22 protein-coding genes, 2 tRNA genes and 2 pseudogenes are annotated in these 25,605 nt (G+C 40.4%); 25 read left to right on the top strand and 1 reads right to left on the bottom strand.

The window, feature by feature from the left end:
* The first annotated feature begins 19 nt into the window (after positions 1-19).
* From deoC to HT708_RS08665, 6 genes are all read left to right on the top strand, one after another.
* Entirely contained in the window at positions 20-682 is a 663-nt protein-coding gene (deoC, locus tag HT708_RS08690) for a deoxyribose-phosphate aldolase (RefSeq protein WP_050089587.1), read from the top strand.
* Entirely contained in the window at positions 669-1,058 is a 390-nt protein-coding gene (locus HT708_RS08685) for a cytidine deaminase (RefSeq protein WP_000246089.1), read from the top strand. The genes deoC and HT708_RS08685 overlap by 14 nt, the downstream gene beginning before the upstream one ends.
* Positions 1,059-1,147: 89 nt before the next feature.
* Positions 1,148-2,203 carry a BMP family protein gene (locus tag HT708_RS08680; RefSeq protein ID WP_023932825.1) on the top strand — a complete coding sequence of 352 codons (1,056 nt, stop codon included), beginning with the start codon at positions 1,148-1,150 and terminating at the stop codon, positions 2,201-2,203.
* 143 nt (positions 2,204-2,346) lie between these two features.
* Complete coding sequence (locus HT708_RS08675) at positions 2,347-3,882, top strand: ABC transporter ATP-binding protein (RefSeq protein ID WP_000929841.1); 1,536 nt, start codon at positions 2,347-2,349, stop codon at positions 3,880-3,882.
* Positions 3,875-4,933, top strand: coding sequence for an ABC transporter permease (locus HT708_RS08670; protein WP_172926270.1), 1,059 nt, complete (start codon positions 3,875-3,877; stop codon positions 4,931-4,933). Before HT708_RS08675 ends, HT708_RS08670 begins: the two co-directional genes overlap by 8 nt.
* 2 nt (positions 4,934-4,935) lie before the next feature.
* Entirely contained in the window at positions 4,936-5,892 is a 957-nt protein-coding gene (locus HT708_RS08665) for an ABC transporter permease (protein ID WP_023940960.1), read from the top strand.
* Positions 5,893-5,925: 33 nt separating this feature from the next.
* Here the strand turns inward: HT708_RS08665 and plsY are convergent, their stop codons facing one another.
* Positions 5,926-6,567, bottom strand: a complete 642-nt coding sequence (plsY, locus tag HT708_RS08660) for a glycerol-3-phosphate 1-O-acyltransferase PlsY (RefSeq protein WP_023940961.1) — start codon at positions 6,565-6,567, stop codon at positions 5,926-5,928.
* A gap of 135 nt (positions 6,568-6,702) precedes the next feature.
* On the opposite strand from plsY, the gene parE reads away from it, so the two are divergent.
* From parE to HT708_RS08565, 19 genes and pseudogenes are all read left to right on the top strand, one after another.
* Positions 6,703-8,646 (top strand): DNA topoisomerase IV subunit B, encoded by a 1,944-nt coding sequence (gene parE, locus HT708_RS08655; protein ID WP_172926269.1) that lies wholly within the window; start codon positions 6,703-6,705, stop codon positions 8,644-8,646.
* A gap of 23 nt (positions 8,647-8,669) precedes the next feature.
* Positions 8,670-9,671: a DNA cytosine methyltransferase gene (locus HT708_RS08650; RefSeq protein WP_050207868.1), complete on the top strand. Its 1,002-nt coding sequence runs from the start codon at positions 8,670-8,672 to the stop codon at positions 9,669-9,671.
* Positions 9,668-10,486, top strand: a complete 819-nt coding sequence (locus tag HT708_RS08645) for an Eco47II family restriction endonuclease (protein ID WP_112443538.1) — start codon at positions 9,668-9,670, stop codon at positions 10,484-10,486. The genes HT708_RS08650 and HT708_RS08645 overlap by 4 nt, the downstream gene beginning before the upstream one ends.
* Positions 10,487-10,520: 34 nt before the next feature.
* On the top strand, positions 10,521-11,123 hold the full coding sequence (locus HT708_RS08640) for a Fic family protein (RefSeq protein ID WP_172926268.1): 603 nt from the start codon (positions 10,521-10,523) through the stop codon (positions 11,121-11,123).
* A gap of 63 nt (positions 11,124-11,186) precedes the next feature.
* Positions 11,187-12,014 (top strand): annotated as a pseudogene (locus HT708_RS08635) (aminoglycoside 6-adenylyltransferase).
* 29 nt (positions 12,015-12,043) lie between these two features.
* Positions 12,044-12,604, top strand: coding sequence for a GTP pyrophosphokinase (locus tag HT708_RS08630; RefSeq protein ID WP_138702957.1), 561 nt, complete (start codon positions 12,044-12,046; stop codon positions 12,602-12,604).
* Between the two features lie 478 nt (positions 12,605-13,082).
* Positions 13,083-15,554, top strand: a complete 2,472-nt coding sequence (gene parC / locus HT708_RS08625) for a DNA topoisomerase IV subunit A (protein WP_172926267.1) — start codon at positions 13,083-13,085, stop codon at positions 15,552-15,554.
* Between the two features lie 134 nt (positions 15,555-15,688).
* Complete coding sequence (locus tag HT708_RS08620) at positions 15,689-16,711, top strand: branched-chain amino acid aminotransferase (RefSeq protein WP_023936685.1); 1,023 nt, start codon at positions 15,689-15,691, stop codon at positions 16,709-16,711.
* Positions 16,712-16,733: 22 nt separating this feature from the next.
* Positions 16,734-18,701 (top strand): annotated as a pseudogene (locus tag HT708_RS08615) (peptide ABC transporter substrate-binding protein).
* A 64-nt stretch (positions 18,702-18,765) separates the two neighbouring features.
* Positions 18,766-19,455: a DUF969 domain-containing protein gene (locus HT708_RS08610; RefSeq protein ID WP_050207862.1), complete on the top strand. Its 690-nt coding sequence runs from the start codon at positions 18,766-18,768 to the stop codon at positions 19,453-19,455.
* On the top strand, positions 19,452-20,375 hold the full coding sequence (locus HT708_RS08605) for a DUF979 domain-containing protein (RefSeq protein ID WP_023936687.1): 924 nt from the start codon (positions 19,452-19,454) through the stop codon (positions 20,373-20,375). The genes HT708_RS08610 and HT708_RS08605 overlap by 4 nt, the downstream gene beginning before the upstream one ends.
* A 14-nt stretch (positions 20,376-20,389) precedes the next feature.
* Positions 20,390-21,034 carry a pyroglutamyl-peptidase I gene (gene pcp / locus HT708_RS08600; protein WP_000699369.1) on the top strand — a complete coding sequence of 215 codons (645 nt, stop codon included), beginning with the start codon at positions 20,390-20,392 and terminating at the stop codon, positions 21,032-21,034.
* A 167-nt stretch (positions 21,035-21,201) separates the two neighbouring features.
* A complete protein-coding gene (locus HT708_RS08595) occupies positions 21,202-21,432 on the top strand; it encodes a DUF2969 domain-containing protein (protein ID WP_000037111.1) in 231 nt (76 codons plus the stop codon).
* Between the two features lie 49 nt (positions 21,433-21,481).
* A tRNA-Tyr gene (locus HT708_RS08590) sits at positions 21,482-21,562 on the top strand.
* A gap of 9 nt (positions 21,563-21,571) precedes the next feature.
* A tRNA-Gln gene (locus HT708_RS08585) sits at positions 21,572-21,643 on the top strand.
* Between the two features lie 161 nt (positions 21,644-21,804).
* Positions 21,805-23,007, top strand: a complete 1,203-nt coding sequence (rpsA, locus tag HT708_RS08580) for a 30S ribosomal protein S1 (RefSeq protein ID WP_001001629.1) — start codon at positions 21,805-21,807, stop codon at positions 23,005-23,007.
* A gap of 85 nt (positions 23,008-23,092) precedes the next feature.
* Positions 23,093-23,590: a GAF domain-containing protein gene (locus HT708_RS08575; protein WP_050207860.1), complete on the top strand. Its 498-nt coding sequence runs from the start codon at positions 23,093-23,095 to the stop codon at positions 23,588-23,590.
* A complete protein-coding gene (gene dnaX, locus HT708_RS08570; protein ID WP_050207859.1) occupies positions 23,590-25,245 on the top strand; it encodes a DNA polymerase III subunit gamma/tau in 1,656 nt (551 codons plus the stop codon). Before HT708_RS08575 ends, dnaX begins: the two co-directional genes overlap by 1 nt.
* Positions 25,246-25,272: 27 nt before the next feature.
* Entirely contained in the window at positions 25,273-25,467 is a 195-nt protein-coding gene (locus HT708_RS08565) for a DUF3272 domain-containing protein (protein ID WP_001041547.1), read from the top strand.
* Positions 25,468-25,605: the final 138 nt, after the last annotated feature.

Here is a 25,605-nt window from a genome sequence, read left to right as displayed (position 1 = left end):
ACCGCAGGAGAATCCGAATATGAAATTAAATAAATATATCGATCATACGCTTTTAAAACAAGATGCAACAGAAAATCAAATTGATTGTTTGTTGTCTGAGGCTAGAGAGTATGATTTTGCCAGTGTTTGCGTCAATCCGACCTGGGTTAAATATGCTAAAAAAGGGCTTGAAGGCACAGATGTCAAGGTCTGTACAGTAGTAGGTTTCCCTTTGGGAGCAACCACTTCAGCTGTGAAAGCATTTGAAACAAAAGAAGCTATCCAAAATGGGGCTGACGAGATTGACATGGTAATCAATGTTGGAGCTCTCAAGTCAGATAATTTAGCCTTGGTAGAGTCAGATATTCGTGCAGTAGTGGAAGCAAGTGGTGACAAGTTAGTGAAAGTCATTATTGAAGCGTGCTTGTTGACTGACGATGAAAAGGTTGTGGCTTGCCAATTATCCCAAAAAGCTGGAGCTGACTTCGTAAAAACTTCAACTGGCTTTTCAACTGGTGGCGCTACGATAGCAGATGTTCAATTGATGCGTGAAACAGTTGGACCTGATATGGGTGTCAAGGCTGCTGGTGGAGCTCGTTCTTATGAGGATGCTCTTGCCTTTGTTGAAGCAGGGGCGACTCGTATTGGAACGTCAGCTGGAGTAGCCATTTTAAAAGGAGAATTGGCAGATGGCGACTACTGAGTTGATTGAACTGGCAATTGAAACCAGCAAACATGCCTATGTCCCCTATTCTCACTTTCCTATCGGAGCAGTTTTAGTAGCCAAAGACGGAAGTGTTTACACGGGAGTGAATATCGAAAATGCTAGCTATCCTTTGACCAATTGCGGTGAGAGAACAGCCATTTTTAAGGCTGTATCTGAAGGACAAAGAGAATTTTCAGAGCTGATTGTTTATGGTCAAACTGAAAAACCAATCTCACCATGTGGTGCTTGTCGCCAAGTAATGGTCGAATTTTTTGAACAAGATCTAAAAGTGACCTTAGTCGCAAAAGATAAATCGACGGTCGAGATGACGGTCGGGGAATTACTTCCATATTCTTTTACAGACTTAAATTAGTCTGAGTCGCTCTTTGAGTGGCACGGTCCTTGTGGCCAACCAATCCATACTTGCAACATCGTTGCACATCTTATTTAGGAGGTTCAGTAATGAACAAGAAACAATGGCTAGGTCTTGGCCTAGTAGCAGTGGCAGCAGTTGGACTTGCTGCATGTGGTAATCGCTCTTCTCGTAAGGCAGATTCATCTTCTGATGTGAAGACAAAAGCAGCAATCGTCACTGATACTGGTGGTGTTGATGACAAATCATTCAACCAATCAGCTTGGGAAGGTTTGCAGGCTTGGGGTAAAGAACACAATCTTTCAAAAGATAACGGTTTCACTTACTTCCAATCAACAAGTGAAGCTGACTACGCTAACAACTTGCAACAAGCGGCTGGAAGCTATAACCTAATCTTTGGTGTTGGTTTTGCCCTTCACAATGCAGTTGAAGAAGCAGCAAAAGAGCACTCTGACTTGAACTATGTCTTGATTGATGATGTGATTAAAGACCAAAAGAATAATGTTGTGAGCGTAACATTTGCTGATAATGAATCTGCTTACCTTGCAGGTGTTGCAGCAGCTAAAACAACTAAGACAAAACAAGTTGGTTTTGTAGGTGGCATTGAGTCAGAAGTTATCTCTCGTTTTGAAGCTGGTTTCAAGGCAGGTGTTGCCTCAGTAGATTCATCTATCAAAGTACAAGTTGACTATGCTGGTTCATTTGGTGATAATGCCAAAGGTAAAACAATTGCAGCAGCACAATACGCAGCTGGTGCAGACGTTGTTTACCAAGTAGCTGGTGGTACAGGTGCAGGTGTCTTTGCAGAAGCAAAATCACTTAACGAAAGTCGTCCTGAAAATGAAAAAGTTTGGGTTATCGGTGTTGACCGTGACCAAGAAGCAGAAGGAAAATACACTTCTAAAGATGGTAAAGAATCAAACTTTGTTCTTGTATCTACTTTGAAACAAGTTGGTACAACTGTAAAAGATATTTCTAACAAGGCAGAAAAAGGTGAATTCCCTGGCGGTCAAGTGATCGTTTACTCATTGAAAGATAAAGGGGTTGACTTGGCAGTAACAAACCTTTCAGAAGAAGGTAAAAAAGCTGTCGAAGATGCTAAAGCTAAAATCCTTGATGGAAGCGTAAAAGTTCCTGCAAAATAATGGATGGAAGTCATTTCTTAGGAAGCGGCCCTCGGCCGCTTTTTTAAGAGTTGAGACAAAGTCATTTTGTCTCAGTAAAGCTTGCTACTAGATAAAATAGCAAGTTTTATTGAAATAAAATAAGACTCTGAAAGGAAGAGCACATGGCACACGAAAATGTCATTGAGATGCGTGATATTACCAAGGTGTTTGGTGAATTTGTTGCCAACGACAACATCAACCTGCACCTACGAAAAGGTGAAATTCATGCACTTTTAGGAGAAAATGGGGCTGGAAAGTCCACGCTCATGAACATGTTAGCAGGACTTCTTGAACCAACTAGTGGTGAAATCGCGGTCAACGGTCAAGTTGTCAATCTCGATTCACCATCTAAAGCAGCTGGCTTGGGAATCGGAATGGTTCACCAGCACTTTATGTTGGTAGAAGCTTTCACGGTGGCTGAAAACATCATTTTAGGAAGTGAATTGACTAAAAATGGTGTACTAGATATTGCTGGAGCTAGCAAAGAAATCAAGGCTCTTTCTGAACGTTATGGCTTAGCTGTTGACCCTTCTGCCAAGGTAGCAGACATCTCAGTCGGAGCCCAACAACGTGTAGAAATTTTAAAAACCCTTTATCGGGGGGCTGATATCCTTATCTTTGACGAACCAACGGCTGTTTTGACTCCATCAGAAATTGATGAGTTGATGGCTATTATGAAAAATCTTGTCAAAGAAGGAAAATCAATTATCTTGATCACCCACAAGTTGGACGAGATTCGCGCAGTTTCTGACCGCGTTACAGTTATCCGTCGTGGGAAATCAATTGAAACCGTCGAAATTGCAGGGGCTACCAATGCTGATTTGGCAGAAATGATGGTGGGACGTTCTGTTTCCTTTAAAACGGAGAAACAAGCCTCTCAACCAAAAGAAGTGGTCTTGTCTATTACAGACTTGGTGGTCAATGAAAACCGCGGTGTCCCAGCTGTGAAAAATCTGTCCTTGGATGTTCGTGCTGGAGAGATTGTTGGAATTGCGGGGATTGATGGAAATGGTCAGTCTGAACTGATTCAAGCCATCACAGGTCTTCGCAAGGTTGAATCTGGTAGCATTGAGCTAAAAGGAGATTCAATTGTAGGCTTGCATCCACGACAAATTACAGAGCTAAGTGTTGGGCACGTTCCAGAAGACCGTCACCGTGATGGTTTGATTTTAGAGATGATGATTTCTGAAAATATTGCCCTTCAAACCTACTACAAAGAACCACATAGTAAAAATGGAATTTTGAACTATTCAAATATTACTTCTTATGCTAAAAAGCTAATGGAAGAATTTGATGTTCGTGCTGCCAGTGAATTTGTTCCTGCAGCTGCACTTTCAGGAGGAAATCAACAAAAAGCAATTATTGCTCGTGAAATTGATCGTGATCCTGATCTCCTTATCGTCAGCCAGCCAACTCGTGGGTTGGATGTCGGTGCCATTGAATATATCCACAAGCGCTTGATTGAAGAGCGTGATAATGGTAAGGCTGTTCTAGTTGTCAGCTTTGAATTGGATGAGATTTTAAACGTCTCAGACCGTATTGCCGTTATTCATGATGGTAAGATTCAAGGTATTGTGTCACCAGAAACAACCAATAAACAAGAACTTGGTGTCTTGATGGCTGGTGGAAACTTGGGAAAGGAGAAGAGTGATGTCTAAAAAATTACAACAAATTTCGGTTCCCTTGATCTCTGTCTTCCTTGGAATTTTACTTGGAGCCATTGTCATGTGGATCTTCGGCTATGATGCTATTTGGGGCTACGAAGAATTGTTCTATACAGCCTTTGGTAGCCTGCGTGGGATTGGAGAAATCTTCCGTGCAATGGGGCCTTTGGTCTTGATTGGTCTTGGATTTGCTGTTGCCAGTCGTGCAGGTTTCTTTAACGTTGGGCTTCCTGGTCAGGCTTTGGCAGGTTGGATTTTAAGTGGTTGGTTTGCCCTGTCGCATCCAGCTATGCCCCGTCCCTTGATGATTCTAGCAACCATCGTGATTGCCTTGATTGCTGGTGGGATTGTCGGAGCGATTCCGGGTATTCTTAGAGCTTATCTAGGGACGTCAGAGGTTATCGTCACCATCATGATGAACTACATTGTCTTGTATGTAGGGAATGCCTTTATTCATGCCTTCCCTAAAGAATTCATGCAAAGTACAGATTCGACCATTCGTGTCGGGGCTAATGCAACCTATCAGACACCTTGGTTATCTGAATTGACTGGTAACTCACGGATGAATATTGGTATTTTCTTTGCTCTCATTGCCGTTGCAGTCATTTGGTTTATGCTCAAGAAAACAACCCTTGGTTTTGAAATTCGTGCGGTTGGTCTTAATCCACATGCTTCAGAATATGCTGGTATTTCTGCAAAAAGAACGATTATCCTCTCAATGATTATTTCAGGTGCCTTGGCTGGTCTTGGTGGAGCTGTTGAAGGACTTGGAACCTTCCAGAATGTCTATGTTCAGGGGGCGTCATTGGCTGTTGGATTTAACGGGATGGCGGTTAGTCTGCTTGCGGCCAACTCACCAATTGGTATTCTCTTTGCAGCCTTTCTGTTTGGTGTTCTCCAAGTTGGAGCTCCTGGTATGAATGCGGCGCAGGTACCATCTGAGCTTGTCAGCATTGTAACAGCTTCTATTATCTTCTTTGTCAGTGTTCATTATCTTATCGAACGCTTTGTCAAACCGAAAAAACAAGTTAAAGGAGGTAAGTAAAGATGTCGATTACAACCTTGCTCACCCTCTTGGTGTCTTCTATGCTGATTTACTCAGCACCCCTCATCTTTACAAGTATCGGTGGTGTTTTCTCTGAACGTGGAGGTGTGGTAAACGTCGGCCTTGAAGGAATTATGGTTATGGGTGCCTTTTCTGGAGTTGTCTTTAACCTTGAATTTGCGGAACAATTTGGAGCAGCAACTCCATGGCTATCCTTGCTTGTAGCAGGATTGGTAGGGGGAATCTTTTCTATCATTCACGCAGCTGCGACGGTGCATTTCCGTGCAGACCATGTTGTCAGCGGTACGGTATTGAACTTGATGGCGCCTGCCTTGGCTGTTTTCTTGGTTAAAGTTCTTTATAACAAAGGACAAACCGACAACCTAAGTCAGACTTTTGGACGCTTTGATTTCCCAGTCTTGGCAAATATCCCAGTTATCGGTGATATTTTCTTCAAGTCAACTAGTCTACTTGGTTATTTGGCCATTGCCTTCTCATTCCTTGCTTGGTTTATCCTCTTCAAGACCCGCTTTGGTCTTCGTCTTCGCTCTGTCGGTGAGCATCCTCAAGCAGCGGATACTTTGGGAATCAATGTCTACAAGATGAGATATTTAGGGGTTATTATTTCAGGTTTCCTAGGTGGAATTGGTGGAGCGATTTATGCTCAATCAATCTCAGTTAACTTCTCAGTAACAACTATTGTTGGACCTGGATTTATCGCCCTTGCTGCGATGATCTTTGGAAAATGGAATCCAATCGGAGCCATGCTATCTAGTCTCTTCTTTGGGCTTTCACAAAGTTTGGCTGTTATCGGTTCTCAATTGCCATTCCTGCAAGGAGTTCCTGCGGTTTATCTTCAAATTGCACCTTATGTTTTGACAATTCTTGTCTTGGCAGCCTTCTTTGGAAAAGCAGTTGCACCAAAAGCAGATGGTATCAATTATATCAAATCAAAATAAGCATACAAAAAACGTCAGTATAGAACTGGCGTTTTATTTTTTAGGATCTTGATGGGTTAGGTTTAATCCCCAAGGGACCAAATTTTCAGTTTTATTTTTGATGCGTGTGATATTGTCCTTATGACGAATGATAATCAAACTAGCAAGAGCTAGGATAATAGCGATGAGGAGAGGGTCATAATTGCTCAGGATAAAACCAAAAAGTGGAAAGAGCAGAACCCCGATAACAGCCGCGATAGATGCTGTGACACTAGATAGTGAAATCATACTACCAAGATAGAGGGTTCCAAAGAAAACAACTGCAAGGTAGAGACAGAAGACAGGTGCAAATCCGAAAATCACTCCCGCACTGGTTGCGACAGCCTTGCCACCCTTAAATCCTGCAAAGATAGGAAAGGTATGGCCAATAACAGCCAAAAGTCCAAAGATGAGAGGCGAAACCCCTTGTAGATGAAACATAATCGGAAGAAGTGTTGCTAGTGTTCCTTTGAAAAAGTCAATGACAAAGGTCGCCATACCAGCTTTCTTACCTAAAATGCGGAAAGTATTGGTCGTTCCAGTGTTACCAGAACCATGCTCGCGCAGATTGATTTGAAAGAATACTTGTCCAATCCAGAGACCAGACGGAATCGAACCCAGCAGATAGGCTAGGATTAATAAAACTATTGTAATCATACTCCTATTATATCATGAAATGAAGAAGAAAGGCAGAGAATCTCTTCTGAAATTGTTACATCGGAGAAAGAAAAATTTTGCAAAATCCTTGGAAAACCTGTAGAATAGTAAAGATGAACGAATAGGAGGTTCCTTGTGTCAAAAAAGGAAATCAATATTAACAATTATAATGATGATGCCATTCAGGTGCTAGAAGGGTTGGATGCGGTCCGTAAACGTCCAGGGATGTATATCGGATCGACCGATGGCGCTGGGCTCCACCACCTAGTTTGGGAAATCGTCGATAATGCTGTCGATGAAGCCTTGTCTGGATTTGGTGACCGTATTGATGTGACCATCAATAAAGATGGCAGTTTAACGGTTCAAGACCATGGTCGTGGGATGCCGACGGGTATGCACGCTATGGGGATTCCAACAGTTGAGGTTATCTTTACCATTCTTCATGCCGGAGGAAAATTCGGTCAGGGTGGCTACAAGACATCTGGTGGTCTCCACGGGGTGGGTTCTTCCGTTGTTAACGCTCTTTCAAGTTGGCTGGAAGTTGAAATTACCCGTGACGGGGCAATCTATAAGCAACGTTTTGAAAATGGGGGAAAACCTGTCACGACCTTGAAGAAAATCGGTACAGCACCTAAGTCTAAAACAGGTACCAAGGTTACATTTATGCCTGATGCGACGATCTTTTCTACGACAGACTTCAAGTACAATACCATTTCAGAACGTCTCAATGAGTCAGCCTTTCTCTTGAAAAATGTGACCTTGTCTTTGACAGACGAGCGAACAGATGAAGCAATTGAATTTCACTATGAGAATGGGGTGCAGGACTTTGTTTCTTATCTAAACGAAGACAAGGAAACCTTGACGCCAGTCCTTTACTTTGAAGGTGAAGACAATGGTTTTCAAGTGGAAGTTGCCCTCCAGTACAATGATGGTTTTTCAGATAACATCTTGTCCTTTGTCAATAACGTTCGCACCAAGGACGGTGGAACACATGAGACAGGACTCAAGTCTGCCATTACCAAGGTTATGAATGACTATGCGCGTAAGACGGGGCTTCTCAAGGAAAAAGATAAAAACCTTGAAGGGTCAGACTATCGTGAGGGGCTAGCAGCTGTTCTTTCTATCTTGGTTCCTGAAGAACATTTGCAGTTTGAAGGTCAGACCAAGGACAAACTAGGCAGTCCACTAGCTCGTCCGGTTGTGGATGGAATTGTGGCGGATAAGTTGACTTTCTTCCTAATGGAAAATGGAGAACTAGCTTCCAATCTCATTCGCAAGGCTATCAAGGCCCGTGATGCTCGTGAAGCGGCACGTAAGGCGCGTGATGAGAGCCGAAATGGGAAGAAAAATAAGAAAGATAAGGGCTTGTTGTCTGGGAAATTGACCCCAGCTCAGTCTAAAAATCCTGCTAAGAACGAACTCTATCTAGTCGAGGGAGATTCTGCCGGTGGATCGGCTAAACAAGGTCGTGACCGCAAGTTCCAGGCTATCTTGCCCCTTCGAGGTAAAGTTATCAATACAGCCAAGGCCAAGATGGCGGATATCCTTAAAAATGAAGAAATCAATACCATGATTTATACCATCGGTGCAGGTGTTGGAGCAGATTTCTCTATTGAAGATGCCAACTATGACAAGATTATTATCATGACCGATGCGGATACTGACGGTGCCCACATTCAAACACTTCTCTTAACCTTCTTTTACCGCTATATGCGTCCTCTTGTCGAGGCAGGTCATGTCTATATCGCCCTTCCGCCTCTTTACAAGATGTCAAAAGGTAAAGGCAAGAAGGAAGAAGTAGCTTACGCATGGACGGACGGGGAACTAGAAGAACTCCGCAAGCAGTTCGGTAAAGGAGCAACACTCCAACGCTACAAGGGGCTTGGAGAGATGAATGCCGACCAGCTCTGGGAAACAACCATGAACCCAGAAACTCGTACCCTCATCCGTGTCACAATCGAAGACCTAGCCCGCGCCGAACGCCGCGTCAATGTCCTCATGGGCGATAAGGTCGAACCACGCCGTAAGTGGATTGAGGATAATGTCAAGTTTACGTTGGAAGAAGCGACAGTGTTTTAAGTTAGTTTAAAGAGGAAATAAGAGTGAGAGTTATTGAATTATTTGCAGGTGCAGGTGGTTTGGCACTTGGAATAGAAAAAGCTGGATTCGAAGCCATTGGTTTGATTGAGTTTGATAAAGCAGCAGCGGCAACATTGAAACACAACAGACCTAGTTGGAATGTCATTCATGATGATATTGCAAATATTTCATCTCTTGATTTGGAGGAATATTTTAATATAAAAAAGGGAGAACTAGAACTGTTGAGCGGAGGTGCTCCCTGCCAAGCTTTTTCTTATGCTGGGAAACGTTTAGGTTTAGAGGATGCTCGAGGTACATTATTCTACCACTATGCAATATTTCTAAATAAACTTCAACCGAAAATGTTTGTTTTTGAAAATGTACGTGGCCTAGTTTCTCATGATCATGGAAAAACATTTCGAACTATTATGGATATTTTTTCGGATGAAGGTTACACGGTTAAATGGAAGGTTTTAAATGCCTGGGATTATGGAGTGGCTCAGAAACGTGAACGTATGATTATGGTTGGGGTTAGAAATGACTTAGCTGATATTATTTCGTTTGATTATCCAGAACCACATGAATATAAGCCAGTATTGAGAGATATATTATTAGATAGTCCGCCTAGTGTTGGTGCACAATATTCTGATTACAAGAGAAAAATTTTTGAATTAGTTCCCCCAGGTGGCTATTGGCGTGATATTCCAGAAGATATTGCAAAAGAGTATATGAAGTCAACTTGGGATATGACTGGGGGCAGGACAGGTATTTTGAGAAGAATGAGTTTAGATGAGCCATCTTTAACAGTTTTAACATCTCCTACCCAAAAACAAACAGAACGTTGCCATCCATTGGAGGCTCGTCCTTTTACAGTTCGTGAAAATGCTCGCATTCAAAGTTTTCCAGATGATTGGATATTCCAAGGGAGCATAGGAAATCAATATAAGCAAGTGGGGAATGCTGTTCCAGTTAACTTGGCTTATGAAGTGGGTATAAAAATAAAAGAAAGTTTGGAGCAACTATGACTTGGGATTTAGATTTTATTAGTGAAGAAGATTTTTTAAAACATGTTCAAGATACTATTTCGAAGTATGGTGAAAAATTGAAATCTTTTGATTTGAAACGATTTAATAAGAATATTGTAGATCCTGTAAAACTAATTTTTGATAAGTCGGTTTATCGTAGTTCTTGGGATGAAATTATTAGTAATGAAATTTTTCGCCAAAGAGATAAGTCAAATAATAATGATATTGGCTATTTCCATCAAACTATTTTCAGATATATGAGGAATTGTCGTGTCCCAGATAATGGAAAAGAAGGTGGCTGGGATGTTATATACGAGAATCCAGGAGGAATTTCTTTACCTGATGGTTCGCGTGTAAGTAGAATTTATGTTGAAATGAAAAATAAGCACAATACTATGAATTCTGCATCATCAGGGAAGACTTTTATCAAGATGCAAAATCAGTTATTGAAGGATGACGATTGTGCCTGTTTCTTGGTCGAAGCGATTTCAAAGCAATCTCAAAATATTAAATGGGAACCTAAAGTTGACGGGGAAAAAGTTGGTCACAAATTTATTCGTAGAGTTAGCCTGGATCAATTTTATTTCATGGTAACGGGTGAAAAAGATGCTTTTTATAAGATGTGTATGAATTTACCGTCAGTAGCTGAGAAGGCAGTAGAAAAAATGGGAACAGAGATCGTGCCAAATGATACTGTTTTTGAAGAAATCATTATGAAAGCAGAAGGAAATATTGAAGATGATAGTGAATTGGCAGTTGCAAGAGTGATCTATCTTCTAGGATTTTCAACTTATTTAGGTTTTGATAGAACATGATTTCATAACAAAATGGCGTTAATAAGGGGAAGATATGGTATTGGAAAATAAACTAGGCATTACAAACTCAGCCCAGCTGGCAGATGCAGAAGAAAAACTGACAAAAAAACAAGCCGCCCTGCTTTTTCAGACAGGAGACTTGTTCAAGATGGAAGTTGGGACATTTGCAGGGCTGTCCGCTATTCACTACTATCTTTTTTCTGGTATCTATGATTTCGCCGGAAAAATCCGTGATGTTAATATTGCAAAGGATAACTTTCAATTTGCCCCCCGTATTTTTTTGGAGCAATCCTTACAGTATATTGACAAACTTCCTCATGACAATTTTGATCAAGTGGTTGATAAGTATGCGGATATGAATATTGCCCATCCTTTCCGTGAGGGGAATGGACGCGCCATGCGGATTTGGTTAGATTGTATGCTTCGTCAGAAGCTGGGTAAGGTGGTAGATTGGAACGCTATTGATAAGGATGAATACCTGAATGCCATGAAGCGTAGTGCAGTATCGACTGGAGAACTCAAGTATTTACTTCTCAATAACTTGACGGATGACCTCAGTCAGACCAGTTTCTTTAAGGGAGTGGATGCTTCATACCACTACGAAGGATATAGTCTTTACCAGACAGGAGAATTATAGTATAAAACTATCCAGTAAGAAGAAGCAGACACCTAGTAATCTATAGAATGAGAAGGTACTGACATGAGAACTGAAACAGAAATGCTAGATCTGATTTTACAGACTGCCAAAACTTTACAAGTCAAAGCTGTCGCCATGTCTGGTTCACGTACAAACCAAAAGGTTCAAACAGATGAATTTCAAGACTACGATGTGGTCTATGTCGTGGACGATTTAGATAATCTGACGAGTGACCTTTCTTGACTAGACCAGTTTGGGAAACGCATTATCGAGCAAGAAGTTGGTCTTGACCATCGTCGTCTATTTCTCATGCTCTTTGAAGATGGTAACCGCATTGATTTAACTCTCTGCCCCAAAGAGAACATCAAGGAGTGGGTAGATAGCGAGTCGAAATTCATAGTTTTGGAAGATGAGAAGGACTTATTTGAGTCCTATTCTCCCAGTCCAAAGCGTCACTGGATAACCCCAGCTACTGAAACGGATTTTAAAAATTCCTGTAATGAATTTTGGTGGGTGTCAGCCTACGTTGTCAAAGGGATTTGTCGCAAGCAGGTATTCTATGCTACTGACCATCTCTATGGTATTTGCCAACAAGAACTCTTGAAAATCTTGGCTTGGCAGGTCGCAAGTGATAAGGGAACAGTAGACGTCGGCAAGAATTATAAGTATCTTTTTAACTATTTACCCACTGATAAAGAAAAGGAATTCTCAGATTTGCTTGATTTTTCAAGTATAGATAAAATTACTCAGTCTTTATTGGCTACGATGCAACTTTTCCACCAAGAAGCTCAATTTCTTGCTCAAAAAATGGGCTTTGACTACGATAAAGAAGTGGCTGAGAAGATGATTGAGTATGCTGAGGAAAGAGTGAAGAAGTTTGGGAATAACTAGAAAAATGAAAAAGCGAGAGGAGAAGACTCATGATTGAAAAAGTGGAACGCCTCATTACAGAGATTAATCGTATTCATCGAGAATATTCTAAAGATTATTTTGAAACGGGTAAGGTAGAAAAAATCAATCTCAAGCATACCTTTTCAAAAGTTCCGGCTAAAGCGATTTTGGCCTACCGTCTGAATTTACATGAGTCAATTAATGATTATCTGATGAAAGCAGATGTCCAAGATATTGCCTATGTTTATCGTGTCAAAACTTCTGAGTCTATTTTAGATAAAATTACACGTTTTTCAGAGCGTCAAGAGGGATATCCTGTGAATTCTATTCTTAATGATATTTTTGGTGCTCGTATGATTTTAAGTTCCAAAGAGATAGCTCAAGTCATGGAGAAATTAGATGATTGGCAAGAGATTTATGGACTAAAAAACTGGTATTTACGTGATAAAGATGGCTATGTTGGTATTCATATCTATTTTAAAAATAAAAGTAATTTTTATTACCCATGGGAACTCCAACTTTGGGATAAGAAAGATGTAGATAGTAATATCGCCAGCCATATCAAGTATAAACGAGGATTTGTGGAGTAGACATTTCAAGTGGAAATGACGATACAGGAATTGGATGAAACTCACTTACTCTATATTTTTTCTTTTTCCATAGTATTTACTCTACATTTTTCGAAAGGAGTTGAACATGCCTTAAATACTGTGTGAAATTTCTTATTAACTGAAGCAACACATTTTAAACACATTAAACTACAGAAGGATAGTTTGGTTACTGAGTGTAACTGAACATTGGACTAATTTTATTCGGAAAAAAGTCAAATCGTCTTGACTTCATAGAACCTTACATCGATTTCCTATTTTTCTACAGAAATTTTCGGCAAGCCAAATCGTCCCTTTATATCTTAACTGAACACCTTTTCTGTAAAAACCTACTCTATATTCTTTGAAAGGAGTTGAACACGCCCTAAATGCTGTGTGAAAAAGATAAATTCTCTGGTGAGCTTGCTTACTTCAAGAATTTTCTATTTTCACTTGGTATTTTACGGGCTCTGTATCCTATATGTCTAACATTCAAAACATGTCCCTAGAGGACATCATGGGAGAGCGCTTTGGTCGCTACTCCAAGTACATTATTCAAGACCGGGCTTTGCCAGATATTCGTGATGGCTTGAAGCCGGTTCAGCGTCGTATTCTTTATTCGATGAATAAAGATGGAAATACTTTTGACAAGAGCTATCGTAAGTCGGCCAAGTCTGTCGGGAATATCATGGGGAATTTCCACCCACACGGTGACAGTTCCATCTATGATGCCATGGTTCGTATGTCACAGGACTGGAAAAATCGTGAGATTTTGGTCGAAATGCACGGTAACAACGGTTCTATGGACGGAGATCCGCCTGCGGCTATGCGTTATACTGAGGCGCGTTTGTCTGAAATTGCTGGCTACCTTCTTCAAGACATCGAGAAAAAGACCGTTCCTTTTGCTTGGAACTTTGACGATACCGAAAAAGAACCAACTGTTTTACCCGCAGCCTTTCCAAACCTCTTGGTCAATGGTTCGACTGGGATTTCGGCTGGTTATGCCACAGACATTCCTCCCCATAATTTAGCTGAGGTCATAGATGCTGCAGTTTACATGATTGACCACCCAACTGCAAAGATTGATAAACTCATGGAATTCTTGCCTGGACCAGACTTCCCTACAGGGGCTATTATTCAGGGTCGTGATGAAATCAAGAAAGCTTATGAGACTGGGAAAGGGCGCGTGGTTGTTCGTTCCAAGACTGAAATTGAAAAGCTAAAAGGTGGTAAGGAACAAATCGTTATTACTGAGATTCCTTATGAAATCAACAAGGCCAATCTAGTCAAGAAAATCGATGATGTTCGTGTCAATAACAAGGTGGCAGGCATTGCTGAGGTTCGTGATGAGTCTGACCGTGATGGTCTTCGTATTGCGATTGAGCTCAAAAAAGACGCTAATACGGAGCTCGTTCTCAACTATCTCTTCAAATACACAGACCTGCAAATCAACTACAACTTTAATATGGTGGCGATTGACAATTTCACGCCTCGTCAGGTTGGGATAGTTCCAATCTTGTCTAGCTACATCGCCCACCGTCGTGAAGTGATTTTGGCTCGTTCCCGCTTTGACAAGGAGAAGGCTGAGAAGCGTCTCCATATTGTCGAAGGTTTGATTCGTGTGATTTCGATTTTGGACGAAGTCATTGCTCTTATCCGCGCTTCTGAGAATAAGGCTGACTCCAAGGAAAACCTCAAAGTTAGCTATGATTTTACGGAAGAACAGGCTGAGGCTATCGTAACCTTGCAACTGTACCGTTTGACCAATACCGATGTGGTTGTCTTGCAGGAAGAAGAAGCAGAGCTTCGTGAAAAGATTGCCATGCTTGCTGCTATTATCGGGGATGAACGGACCATGTACAATCTCATGAAGAAAGAGCTTCGTGAGGTCAAGAAGAAATTTGCGACTCCACGTTTGAGTACTTTAGAAGACACAGCAAAAGTAATTGAGATTGATACAGCTAGTCTTGTCGCTGAGGAAGATACCTATGTCAGCGTGACCAAGGCAGGTTACATCAAGCGTACCAGCCCACGTTCCTTTGCCGCTTCAACGCTGGAAGAAATTGGCAAGCGTGATGATGACCGTTTGATTTTTGTTCAATCTGCCAAGACAACCCAGCACCTCTTGATGTTCACAAGTCTTGGAAATGTCATCTATCGACCAATCCATGAATTGGCAGATATTCGTTGGAAGGACATCGGAGAGCATCTGAGCCAAACCATTACAAACTTCGAAACGAATGAAGAAATCCTTTATGCAGAAGTGGTAGATCAGTTTGATGATGCGACAACCTACTTTTTAGCGACTCGTCTCGGTCAAATCAAGCGTGTAGAACGCAAAGAATTCACTCCATGGCGGACCTACAAGTCTAAGTCTGTCAAGTATGCTAAGCTCAAAGACGAGACAGACCAGATTGTAGCAGTGGTTCCGATTGAACTAGATGATGTTGTCTTGATTAGTCAAAACGGTTATGCCCTGCGTTTCAATATCGAAGAGGTTCCGGTTGTCGGTGCCAAGGCTGCAGGTGTCAAAGCTATAAACCTGAAAGCAGATGATGCGCTTCAAGCTGCCTTTATCTGCAATATGTCTTCTTTCTACCTTTTGACCCAGCGTGGAAGTTTGAAACGTGTTTCTATTGACGAAATTCCGGCAACCAGCCGTGCCAAACGAGGACTACAAGTCTTGCGTGAGTTGAAAAACAAACCGCACCGTGTCTTCTTGGCTGGTGCAGTTGCAGAACAAGGCTTCGTTGGTGACCTCTTCAGTACAGAAGCGGACAGGAATGGCCAAACTCTGCTTGTTCAATCTAACAAAGGAACAATCTATCAAAGTCGATTACAAGACTTGAACTTGTCAGAACGCACTAGCAATGGAAGCTTCATTTCTGACACGATTTCAGATGAAGAAGTTTTTGACGCTTATCTTAAAGAAGTATTTACTGAAGCTAAATAAGTGAAATGAAGAATCAGTTCTAAGAGCTGGTTCTTTTTATTGAAGAAATTTTCTGAAAATTACAAAATATACTTGCTATTTTAGAAAAATAGTGTAGAATATAAGAAATAGGTTTTTAGAATAAGGAGTGGAATATGACAGTAACGATTGATTGGGAAAACCTTGGTTTCTCCTATATGAAATTACCTTATCGCTATATTGCTCATTTTAAAAATGGACAATGGAATCAAGGAGAGCTTACAGAGGATGCAACTTTGCATATTTCAGAGTCTTCTCCAAGTCTTCACTATGGTCAACAAGCATTTGAAGGTTTGAAAGCTTACCGTACTAAGGATGGCAGTGTTCAACTGTTCCGTCCTGATGAAAATGCCAAACGCCTGCAACGGACATGTGACCGTCTCTTGATGCCACAAGTTCCGACAGAAATGTTTGTAGAAGCTTGTAAAGCAGTTGTCCGTGCGAATGAAGAATACGTACCACCATACGGAACAGGTGGAACCCTCTATCTTCGCCCTCTTTTGATTGGTGTCGGAGATATTATCGGGGTAAAACCAGCAGAGGAGTATATTTTTACTATCTTTGCTATGCCAGTTGGAAATTACTTTAAGGGTGGTTTGGTCCCAACCAACTTCTTGATTCAGGATGAATACGACCGTGCTGCTCCAAATGGTACAGGTGCGGCAAAGGTTGGTGGAAACTATGCTGCCAGTCTCTTGCCAGGGAAATTGGCCAAGTCACGTCATTTCTCAGATGTTATCTACCTAGATCCATCAACACATACAAAGATTGAAGAAGTCGGATCAGCTAACTTCTTTGGAATCACAGCTGATAATGAATTTGTAACGCCATTGAGTCCATCTATCTTGCCATCTATTACCAAGTATTCCTTGCTTTATTTGGCAGAACACCGCTTGGGCTTAACTCCTATTGAGGGAGATGTCCCAATTGATAACCTTGACCGTTTTGTAGAGGCTGGTGCCTGTGGTACAGCAGCGGTTATTTCTCCAATTGGAGGTATTCAACACGGTAATGATTTCCATGTTTTCTATAGTGAAACAGAAGTTGGCCCTGTGACTCGTAAACTCTATGATGAATTGACTGGTATTCAGTTTGGTGATATTCCAGCGCCAGAAGGTTGGATTGTAAAAGTAGATTAAAAATATATTAAAGGATATTTTTATGAAATCGAAAAAGTGGATTTTAACAACAGGACTTATCCTAAGCACAACAGCTCTTTTAGCAGCCTGTGGAAAAGCTGATAAAGAAGCAGATGCTCCGACAACATTTTCTTATGTCTATGCAGTGGATCCAGCATCCTTGGACTACAGCATAGCAACGCGTACATCCACAACAGATATTATCGGGAATGTCGTTGATGGTTTGATGGAAAATGATAAATATGGTAATGTTATTCCTTCTTTGGCTGAGGATTGGTCTGTCTCAAAAGATGGATTGACTTATACCTATAAACTTCGTAAAGGAGTGAAATGGTACACATCAGAAGGCGAAGAATACGCAGAAGTAACAGCCCATGACTTTGTGACAGGACTAAAACACGTGGCTGATGGTAAGTCAGACGGTGTCTCTCTCATCCAAAATTCAATCAAAGGCTTGGACGCCTATATGACTGGTGAAACCAATGATTTCTCTGCAGTTGGTGTTAAAGCTTTGGATGACTACACAGTTGAGTATACATTGAATGCGCCAGAAAGTTTCTGGAATTCAAAAGTTACAACAGCGACGATGTTGCCTGTAAATGAAGAGTTTTTAAAGGCATCTGGAAAGAATTACGGAGAGGTTAGCCCAGCAGGGATTCTCTACAATGGTCCTTATTTCTTAAAAACATTGACTTCTAAATCGTTGATTGAATATGAAAAAAATCCAAATTACTGGGATAAAGAAAATGTTAAAATTGAGAAGATTAAGTTGACCTACTACGATGGTTCAGATCAGGAGTCTTTGATCCGTAGCTTCTCCTCTGGTGCTTATACGACAGCCCGTCTCTTCCCAAGCAGCTCAAACTTTGCTTCAACTTTGGAAGAATACGGAGATAAAATCACTTATAGCCCACAGGATTCAAGTAGTTATTACTTTACTTTTAACGTAAATCGTCAGTCATACAATAAAACTGCGAAAACAAGTGAGGAGCAAAAGACTTCTACAAAAGAAGCGATGCTTAATAAGGATTTCCGTCAGGCTATCAACTTTGCCTTCAACCGCCATTCGTATGCTGCCCAGCTAAACGGTGAAGATGGTGCGGACAAGATTATTCGTAATAGCCTTGTTCCAGATAACTTCGTACAAGCAGGTGGTAAGAACTTTGGTCAAATCGCTCAAGCAGAGTTGGTGAACTATGGTGATCAATGGAAAGGTATTGAGCTAGTTGACGGTAAGGATTCTATCTACAACCCTGACAAGGCTAAAGCTGCTTTCGAAAAAGCTAAGAAAGACTTGGAATCTAAAGGGGTAACCTTCCCAATTCACTTGGATGTCCCGGTTGAACAAACAGATACTATCGCCGTTCAATAAAGTAACTCTTTCAAACAGTCTATTGAATCAACTCTTGGTGCTGAAAATGTTGTCATCGATGTACTTCAAATGACAGATAATGAAAAAGAAACGATTACATCACAAGCGCGTGTTCCTTCTCAAAAAGACTATGATTTGAACAGTACAGGATGGGCTCCAAGCTATCAAGATCCAGCGTCTTACTTGAATATTATGGATCCAAAATCTGGTTCTGCCATGAAACACCTTGGTATTACGAAAGGAAAAGATAAGGATGTTGTCGCGAAACTTGGTTTGGATCAATATAAGAAGTTGTTAGAAGATGCTGTTTCTGAGACCACTGACCTAGAGAAGAGATATGAAAAATATGCCAAAGCTCAAGCTTGGTTGACAGATAGTTCATTATTGATGCCAACAGCTTCATCTGGCGGTTCTCCAGTTGTAAGTAACGTAGTACCATTCTCAAAACCATACTCACAAGTTGGTATTAAGGGAGATCCATATATCTTTAAAGGAATGAAATTGCAAAAAGATATTGTTACAACAAAAGAATATGACGAAGCTCTTAAAAAATGGCAAAAAGACAAATTGGAATCTAATAGCAAGTACCAAAAAGAACTAGAAAAACATATTAAATAAGGAATGGTATTGCTCTTGATAAAATTTTAAAAATACTGTCATTTTAGATATAAAGGAGTTTGATATGGAGTGGATTAGATTAATAGGAATAGCAATCATTGTTGTGGGTTTTATTTTAAAGTTTGATACAATTGCAACAGTAGTCTTAGCTGGTTTGGTTACAGCTTTAGTTTCAGGTGTTTCTCTTGTTGAATTTTTGGAGATTTTGGGAAAAGAATTTAGCAATCAGCGAGTGCTCACGATTTTTATGGTTACCTTGCCTCTTGTGGGGCTGTCAGAAACCTTTGGACTCAAGCAACGATCAATTGATTTGATTCGAAAGATTAAAGGTCTGACAGTTGGAAACTTCTATACAGTTTATTTCTTTATTCGAGAGTTAGCTGGTTTCTTTTCAATTCGTCTAGGAGGACACCCTCAGTTTGTCAGACCTTTGGTTCAACCTATGGGAGAAGCAGCAGCAGAGTCTCAATTAGGTAGAAAGTTAACAGAGGTTGAAGATGAGGCAATAAAAGCGCGTGCGGCTGCAAATGAAAATTTTGGAAATTTCTTTGCTCAAAATACGTTTGTAGGTGCTGGGGGAGTCCTCTTGATAGGGGGAACATTAGATCAGTTAGGCTATGAAAGCAATTATGCAGGGATTGCTTCTGCATCTATTATTGTTGCTGTTATAACACTTATTGTAGTGGGGATTTACAATTATTTATTTGATAAAAAATTGACATCAGAAAAGACTAGGGGAGGAGAACAAAAATGACAGAGTTGGCAAAGCAACTATTAGAGTTGACCTATATTGTGATTGGTTGTCAATTTCTCCACACAGCCTATTGTAGTTATAAAGATAAAACAAACCCAGTTCGATTTGGAACATCTGCATTTTGGATTTTATTGTCTATTACGTTTATAGGTGGTTCCTATATGCCAAATATGAGTATTGGTATTATTGTAATCCTATTATCGCTGTTAACATTGTTTAAGCAAGTCCGTATCGGAACCTTGCCATCCTTAGATGAAATGAAAGCCAATATTGAATCTAACAGATTGAAAAATAAAATTTTTATTCCAGTTATGCTGATGGCAATACTTGCGTTGGTCTTAGCGCAAATGATTCCAGAATTTAGCAAGATTTCGATTAGCCTTGCCGCCTTGTTTGCTACAATTTCTGTTCTTGTGATTACCAATAGTCACCCTAAGAGTTTGTTATCAGAAAATAATCGAATGACTCAGCAAGTTTCAACAAGTGGGATTGTTCCCCAATTATTAGGGGCTTTGGGGGCTATTTTTACTGTAGCAGGTGTTGGTGATGTTATCTCTCATCTGATTAGCGGTATTGTTCCTTCAGATAGTCGCTTTATAGGAGTTTTGGCCTATGTTCTTGGAATGGTTCTATTCACAATGATTATGGGAAATGCTTTTGCAGCATTCACCGTTATTACAGCAGGTGTTGGAGTTCCCTTTGTATTTGCTCTGGGAGCTAATCCAATTGTGGCTGGTGCTCTTGCCATGACAGCAGGTTATTGTGGGACCTTATTGACCCCAATGGCTGCTAATTTTAACGCTCTACCAGCAGCACTGATGGATATGAAAGATCAGAATGGTGTTATAAAGGCTCAAGCAGGTGTTGCTCTAGTAATGATTGTTATTCACATATTCTTAATGTACTTTCTCGCATTTTAGTAAAGGAAAATAAAATGAAAATATTGGTTACAGGTTTTAATCCTTTTGGAGGTGAAAAGATTAATCCAGCTTTGGAGGCTGTAAAATTATTACCATCTGAGATTAATGGGGCCGAAGTTCGCTGGGTAGAAATTCCAACGGTTTTTTATAAGTCGTCAGAAGTTTTAGAGGCAGAAATATTACGATATCAACCAGATGCTGTACTTTGTATTGGACAAGCAGGCGGCAGGACAGGTTTAACACCTGAACGAGTGGCTATTAATCAAGATGATGCTCGCATACCTGATAACGAAGGCAATCAACCAATTGATACACCGATTCGTATTGATGGAGCATCGGCCTATTTTAGTAGTTTACCTATCAAAGCGATGGTACAAGCTATTAAAAAACAGGGACTTCCAGCAGTTGTATCCAATAGTGCAGGAACCTTTGTTTGCAATCATTTGATGTACCAAGCTCTTTATTTAGTGGATAAAAAATTCCCTAATATGAGAGCAGGTTTCATGCATATTCCATATATGATGGAACAAGTAGTAAATAAGCCGAATACTGCAGGAATGAGTCTATGTGATATTGTAAGAGGCATAGAGGTAGCTATTGAAGCTATTGTAGACTACAAAGATAAGGATTTGCAGTTAGTAGGTGGTGAGACTCACTGATAATCTAAAAAGGATAGTCACTTATGCTTGTTTACTAACTATTAGCTATGCTAAATCGATTAAGGTTGTTTACATAAAACTCTATATCAGACAAGCCTGATATAGAGTTTTTTCTTGCTAGTTTTAGGATTTTCTTGTACAATAGAAAAAGTGAAGAGAGGTATGAAATGAGTAAGAAAGATAAAAAAATCGAAATTCAAGTAGCAGATGCCAAAGTTAATGTAGGAAAAGACAGTTTTGAAGGCTATACCTTGATCATTGGTAAAAAAGTTATCGGAGAAATTGCCGAATTAGAGGGACAATTTGCCATCATAAAGAATGGGAATGTCGATAGTTTTTATAAAAAATTGGAAAAAGCTGTGGAAATTTTGATTGAAAATTATAATTTAGCAAAATAAGTCTTGTTTTTTTGAAATTTTCATGATATAATAGTCCATGTTGATTGTAGGAGAGATAGCGAAGAGGCTAAACGCGGCGGACTGTAAATCCGCTCCTTCGGGTTCGGGGGTTCGAATCCCTCTCTCTCCATTTCATCAATGGGGTATAGCCAAGCGGTAAGGCAAGGGACTTTGACTCCCTCATGCGTTGGTTCGAATCCAGCTACCCCAGTTCTTAGGTAATAATCAAGATAAAAAGCAAAATATCTTAGGGTATTTTATTTTTATAATTGAAAGACGTGAATGATATGAACATGTCCTTGCGGGTGCTTAGGAAAAAAATTATAAGTATGTCAAGTTTAAGAAAAACTTGATTGTTGGAGGATTTTTTAGATGAACGAATTTGAAGATTTGCTAAATAGCGTTAGCCAAGTTGAGACTGGTGATGTTGTTAGTGCTGAAGTATTGACAGTTGATGCGACTCAAGCTAACGTTGCAATCTCTGGAACTGGTGTTGAAGGTGTCTTGACTCTTCGCGAATTGACAAACGATCGCGATGCAGATATCAATGACTTTGTTAAAGTAGGAGAAGTATTGGATGTTCTTGTACTTCGTCAAGTAGTTGGTAAAGATACTGATACAGTTACATACCTTGTATCTAAAAAACGCCTTGAAGCTCGCAAAGCATGGGACAAACTTGTTGGTCGCGAAGAAGAAGTTGTTACTGTTAAAGGAACTCGTGCCGTTAAAGGTGGACTTTCAGTAGAATTTGAAGGTGTTCGTGGATTTATCCCAGCTTCAATGTTGGATACTCGTTTCGTACGTAACACTGAGCGTTTTGTAGGTCAAGAATTTGACGCTAAAATCAAAGAAGTTGATGCTAAAGAAAACCGCTTCATCCTTTCACGTCGTGAAGTTGTTGAAGCAGCTACAGCAGCAGCTCGCGCTGAAGTATTTGGTAAATTTGCTGTTGGTGATGTTGTAACTGGTAAAGTTGCTCGTATCACAAGTTTCGGTGCTTTCATCGACCTTGGTGGTGTTGACGGATTGGTTCACTTGACTGAATTGTCACATGAACGTAACGTTTCACCAAAATCAGTTGTAACTGTTGGTGAAGAAATTGAAGTGAAAATCCTTGATCTTAACGAAGAAGAAGGACGTGTATCACTTTCACTTAAAGCAACAGTACCAGGACCATGGGATGGTGTTGAGCAAAAATTGGCTAAAGGTGATGTAGTAGAAGGAACAGTTAAACGTTTGACTGACTTCGGTGCATTTGTTGAAGTATTGCCAGGTATCGATGGACTTGTTCACGTATCACAAATTTCACACAAACGTATTGAAAATCCAAAAGAAGCTCTTAAAGTTGGTCAAGAAGTTCAAGTTAAAGTTCTTGAAGTTAACGCAGATGCAGAGCGTGTATCACTTTCTATTAAAGCTCTTGAAGAACGTCCAGCTCAAGAAGAAGGACAAAAAGAAGAAAAACGTGCTGCTCGTCCACGTCGTCCAAGACGTCAAGAGAAGCGTGATTTCGAACTTCCAGAAACACAAACAGGATTTTCAATGGCTGATTTGTTTGGTGATATCGAACTTTAATCAAATTGAAAATTCACAAAATCCTTTGTTTACTAAACAAGGGATTTTTCTTTTGTCTCTGCTCCTTTTTTGATATAATAGTTCTATGTTAAAATCAGAAAAACAATCACGTTATCAAATGTTAAATGAAGAATTGTTCTTCCTATTGGAAGGCGAAACCAATGTTTTGGCTAATCTTTCCAACGCCAGTGCTCTCATAAAATCACGTTTTCCTAATACCGTATTTGCAGGCTTTTATTTGTTCGATGGAAAGGAATTGGTTTTAGGCCCCTTCCAAGGAGGTGTTTCCTGCATCCGTATTGCGCTAGGCAAGGGTGTTTGTGGTGAGGCAGCTCACTTTCAGGAAACTGTTCTGGTTGGAGATGTGACGACCTATCCTAACTATATTTCTTGTGATAGTCTAGCTAAAAGTGAAATTGTGGTGCCGATGATGAAGAATGGTCAGTTACTTGGAGTTCTGGATCTGGATTCTTCAGAGATTGAGGATTACGATGCAACGGATCGAGATTATTTGGAACAATTTGTCGCTATTTTGCTTGAAAAGACAGAATGGGACTTTACAATGTTTGGGGAAAAATCTTAATGTATCAAGCACTTTATCGAAAATATAGAAGTCAAAATTTCTCCCAGTTGGTTGGTCAAGAAGTTGTGGCTAAGACTCTTAAACAAGCAGTGGAGCAAGAGAAAATAAGTCATGCTTATCTTTTTTCTGGTCCACGGGGAACGGGAAAAACCAGTGTAGCCAAGATCTTTGCCAAGGCTATGAACTGCCCAAATCAAGTGGGTGGTGAACCTTGTAATAACTGCTATATTTGTCAGGCAGTGACGGACGGTAGTTTAGAAGATGTCATTGAAATGGATGCGGCCTCTAATAATGGGGTTGATGAAATCCGTGAAATTCGTGATAAATCTACCTACGCCCCTAGTCTTGCTCGTTATAAGGTTTATATCATAGATGAGGTTCACATGCTGTCTACAGGGGCCTTTAATGCCCTCTTAAAGACGCTGGAAGAGCCAACACAGAATGTGGTCTTTATTTTGGCTACTACTGAATTGCACAAGATTCCTGCCACTATTCTATCCCGTGTGCAACGTTTTGAATTTAAATCGATTAAGACACAGGATATTAAGGAACATATCCGCTATATTTTAGAAAAAGAAAATATCAGTTCTGAACCAGAGGCTGTGGAAATCATTGCCAGACGTGCTGAAGGTGGAATGCGAGATGCCTTGTCTATTTTGGATCAAGCCCTGAGTTTGACACAGGGAAACGAGTTGACGACTGCCATCTCTGAAGAAATTACTGGCACCATTAGCCTATCAGCCTTGGATGATTATGTTGCTGCCTTGTCTCAACAGGATGTTCCCAAGGCCTTGTCTTGCTTGAATCTTCTTTTTGACAATGGTAAGAGCATGACTCGTTTTGTGACCGACCTTTTGCACTATTTAAGAGACTTGTTAATTGTTCAAACAGGGGGAGAAAATACTCATCATAGTCCAGTCTTTGTAGAAAATTTGGCACTTCCTCAAGAAAATCTGTTTGAAATGATTCGCTTAGCGACAGTGAGTTTAGCAGATATTAAGTCTAGTTTGCAGCCCAAGATTTATGCTGAAATGATGACCATTCGTTTAGCGGAGATTAAGCCTGAGCTATCTCTTTCAGGAGCGGTTGAACATGAAATTTCTGCACTGAGACAGGAAGTGACACGTCTCAAACAAGAACTCGCAAATGTGGGAACTGTATCCAAGCCAACAAGTCCAGCTCCTAGTCGACCAGCTACGGGCAAAACAGTCTATCGTGTTGATCGCAATAAAGTTCAATCTATCTTACAAGAGGCCGTTGAAAATCCTGATTTAGCACGTCAAAATCTGATTCGCTTGCAGAACGCCTGGGGAGAGGTAATTGAAAGTCTAGGTGGCCCTGATAAGGCTCTGCTAGTTGGATCTCAACCGGTTGCGGCCAATGAACACCATGCTATTCTTGCTTTTGAGTCTAACTTTAATGCTGGTCAAACCATGAAACGGGATAATCTCAACACTATGTTTGGTAACATCCTCAGTCAGGCGGCAGGTTTTTCACCCGAGATTTTAGCTATTTCCATGGAGGAATGGAAAGAAGTTCGCGCAGCCTTTTCAGCCAAAGCCAAATCTTCTCAAACTGAAAAAGAAGCAGAAGAAAGCCTGATTCCAGAAGGATTTGAATTTTTGGTTGATAAAGTGAAGGTAGAGGAAGACTAAAGAAAGATTTCATGATACAATAAGTTTATGAATAAACAACAATTTATTATTATGGCGCTGTTTACAGCTGCTGAGACCTATTTTTTCAATGAAGCCTGGATGACTGGTCGCTATATTATGGCAGCCTTTTGGGCAATTTTACTCTTCAGAAATTTTCGTGTCAGTTATGTGATGGGCAAAATCGTTGATGTCATCGATCAGCATTTTAATAGGAAAGACTAGCCCTCAGCTTCCAGACAAAATCAAAGCCTTTTAGGCTTTTTTTTGTTATACTATAAAAGTATATTTATTGACCTTTTATACTCTTCGAAAATCTCTTCAAACCACGTCAGCTTTATCTGCAACCTCAAAGCGGTGCTT

It is taken from the genome of Streptococcus sp. 3613 (assembly GCF_013277375.1).
GTDB lineage: Bacteria > Bacillota > Bacilli > Lactobacillales > Streptococcaceae > Streptococcus > Streptococcus pseudopneumoniae.
The sequence above is the reverse complement of the archived record's forward strand: the minus strand, read 5'-3'. Positions and strand labels throughout refer to the sequence as shown.

Coding starts and splice junctions, on each gene's coding strand:
- deoC (WP_050089587.1), top strand. CDS start 20: ATGAAATTAAATAAATATATCGATCATACGCTTTTAAAACAAGATGCA.
- HT708_RS08685 (WP_000246089.1), top strand. CDS start 669: ATGGCGACTACTGAGTTGATTGAACTGGCAATTGAAACCAGCAAACAT.
- HT708_RS08680 (WP_023932825.1), top strand. CDS start 1,148: ATGAACAAGAAACAATGGCTAGGTCTTGGCCTAGTAGCAGTGGCAGCA.
- HT708_RS08675 (WP_000929841.1), top strand. CDS start 2,347: ATGGCACACGAAAATGTCATTGAGATGCGTGATATTACCAAGGTGTTT.
- HT708_RS08670 (WP_172926270.1), top strand. CDS start 3,875: ATGTCTAAAAAATTACAACAAATTTCGGTTCCCTTGATCTCTGTCTTC.
- HT708_RS08665 (WP_023940960.1), top strand. CDS start 4,936: ATGTCGATTACAACCTTGCTCACCCTCTTGGTGTCTTCTATGCTGATT.
- plsY (WP_023940961.1), bottom strand. CDS start 6,567: ATGATTACAATAGTTTTATTAATCCTAGCCTATCTGCTGGGTTCGATT.
- HT708_RS08645 (WP_112443538.1), top strand. CDS start 9,668: ATGACTTGGGATTTAGATTTTATTAGTGAAGAAGATTTTTTAAAACAT.
- HT708_RS08640 (WP_172926268.1), top strand. CDS start 10,521: ATGGTATTGGAAAATAAACTAGGCATTACAAACTCAGCCCAGCTGGCA.
- HT708_RS08630 (WP_138702957.1), top strand. CDS start 12,044: ATGATTGAAAAAGTGGAACGCCTCATTACAGAGATTAATCGTATTCAT.
- parC (WP_172926267.1), top strand. CDS start 13,083: ATGTCTAACATTCAAAACATGTCCCTAGAGGACATCATGGGAGAGCGC.
- HT708_RS08620 (WP_023936685.1), top strand. CDS start 15,689: ATGACAGTAACGATTGATTGGGAAAACCTTGGTTTCTCCTATATGAAA.
- HT708_RS08610 (WP_050207862.1), top strand. CDS start 18,766: ATGGAGTGGATTAGATTAATAGGAATAGCAATCATTGTTGTGGGTTTT.
- HT708_RS08605 (WP_023936687.1), top strand. CDS start 19,452: ATGACAGAGTTGGCAAAGCAACTATTAGAGTTGACCTATATTGTGATT.
- pcp (WP_000699369.1), top strand. CDS start 20,390: ATGAAAATATTGGTTACAGGTTTTAATCCTTTTGGAGGTGAAAAGATT.
- HT708_RS08595 (WP_000037111.1), top strand. CDS start 21,202: ATGAGTAAGAAAGATAAAAAAATCGAAATTCAAGTAGCAGATGCCAAA.
- rpsA (WP_001001629.1), top strand. CDS start 21,805: ATGAACGAATTTGAAGATTTGCTAAATAGCGTTAGCCAAGTTGAGACT.
- HT708_RS08575 (WP_050207860.1), top strand. CDS start 23,093: ATGTTAAAATCAGAAAAACAATCACGTTATCAAATGTTAAATGAAGAA.
- dnaX (WP_050207859.1), top strand. CDS start 23,590: ATGTATCAAGCACTTTATCGAAAATATAGAAGTCAAAATTTCTCCCAG.
- HT708_RS08565 (WP_001041547.1), top strand. CDS start 25,273: ATGAATAAACAACAATTTATTATTATGGCGCTGTTTACAGCTGCTGAG.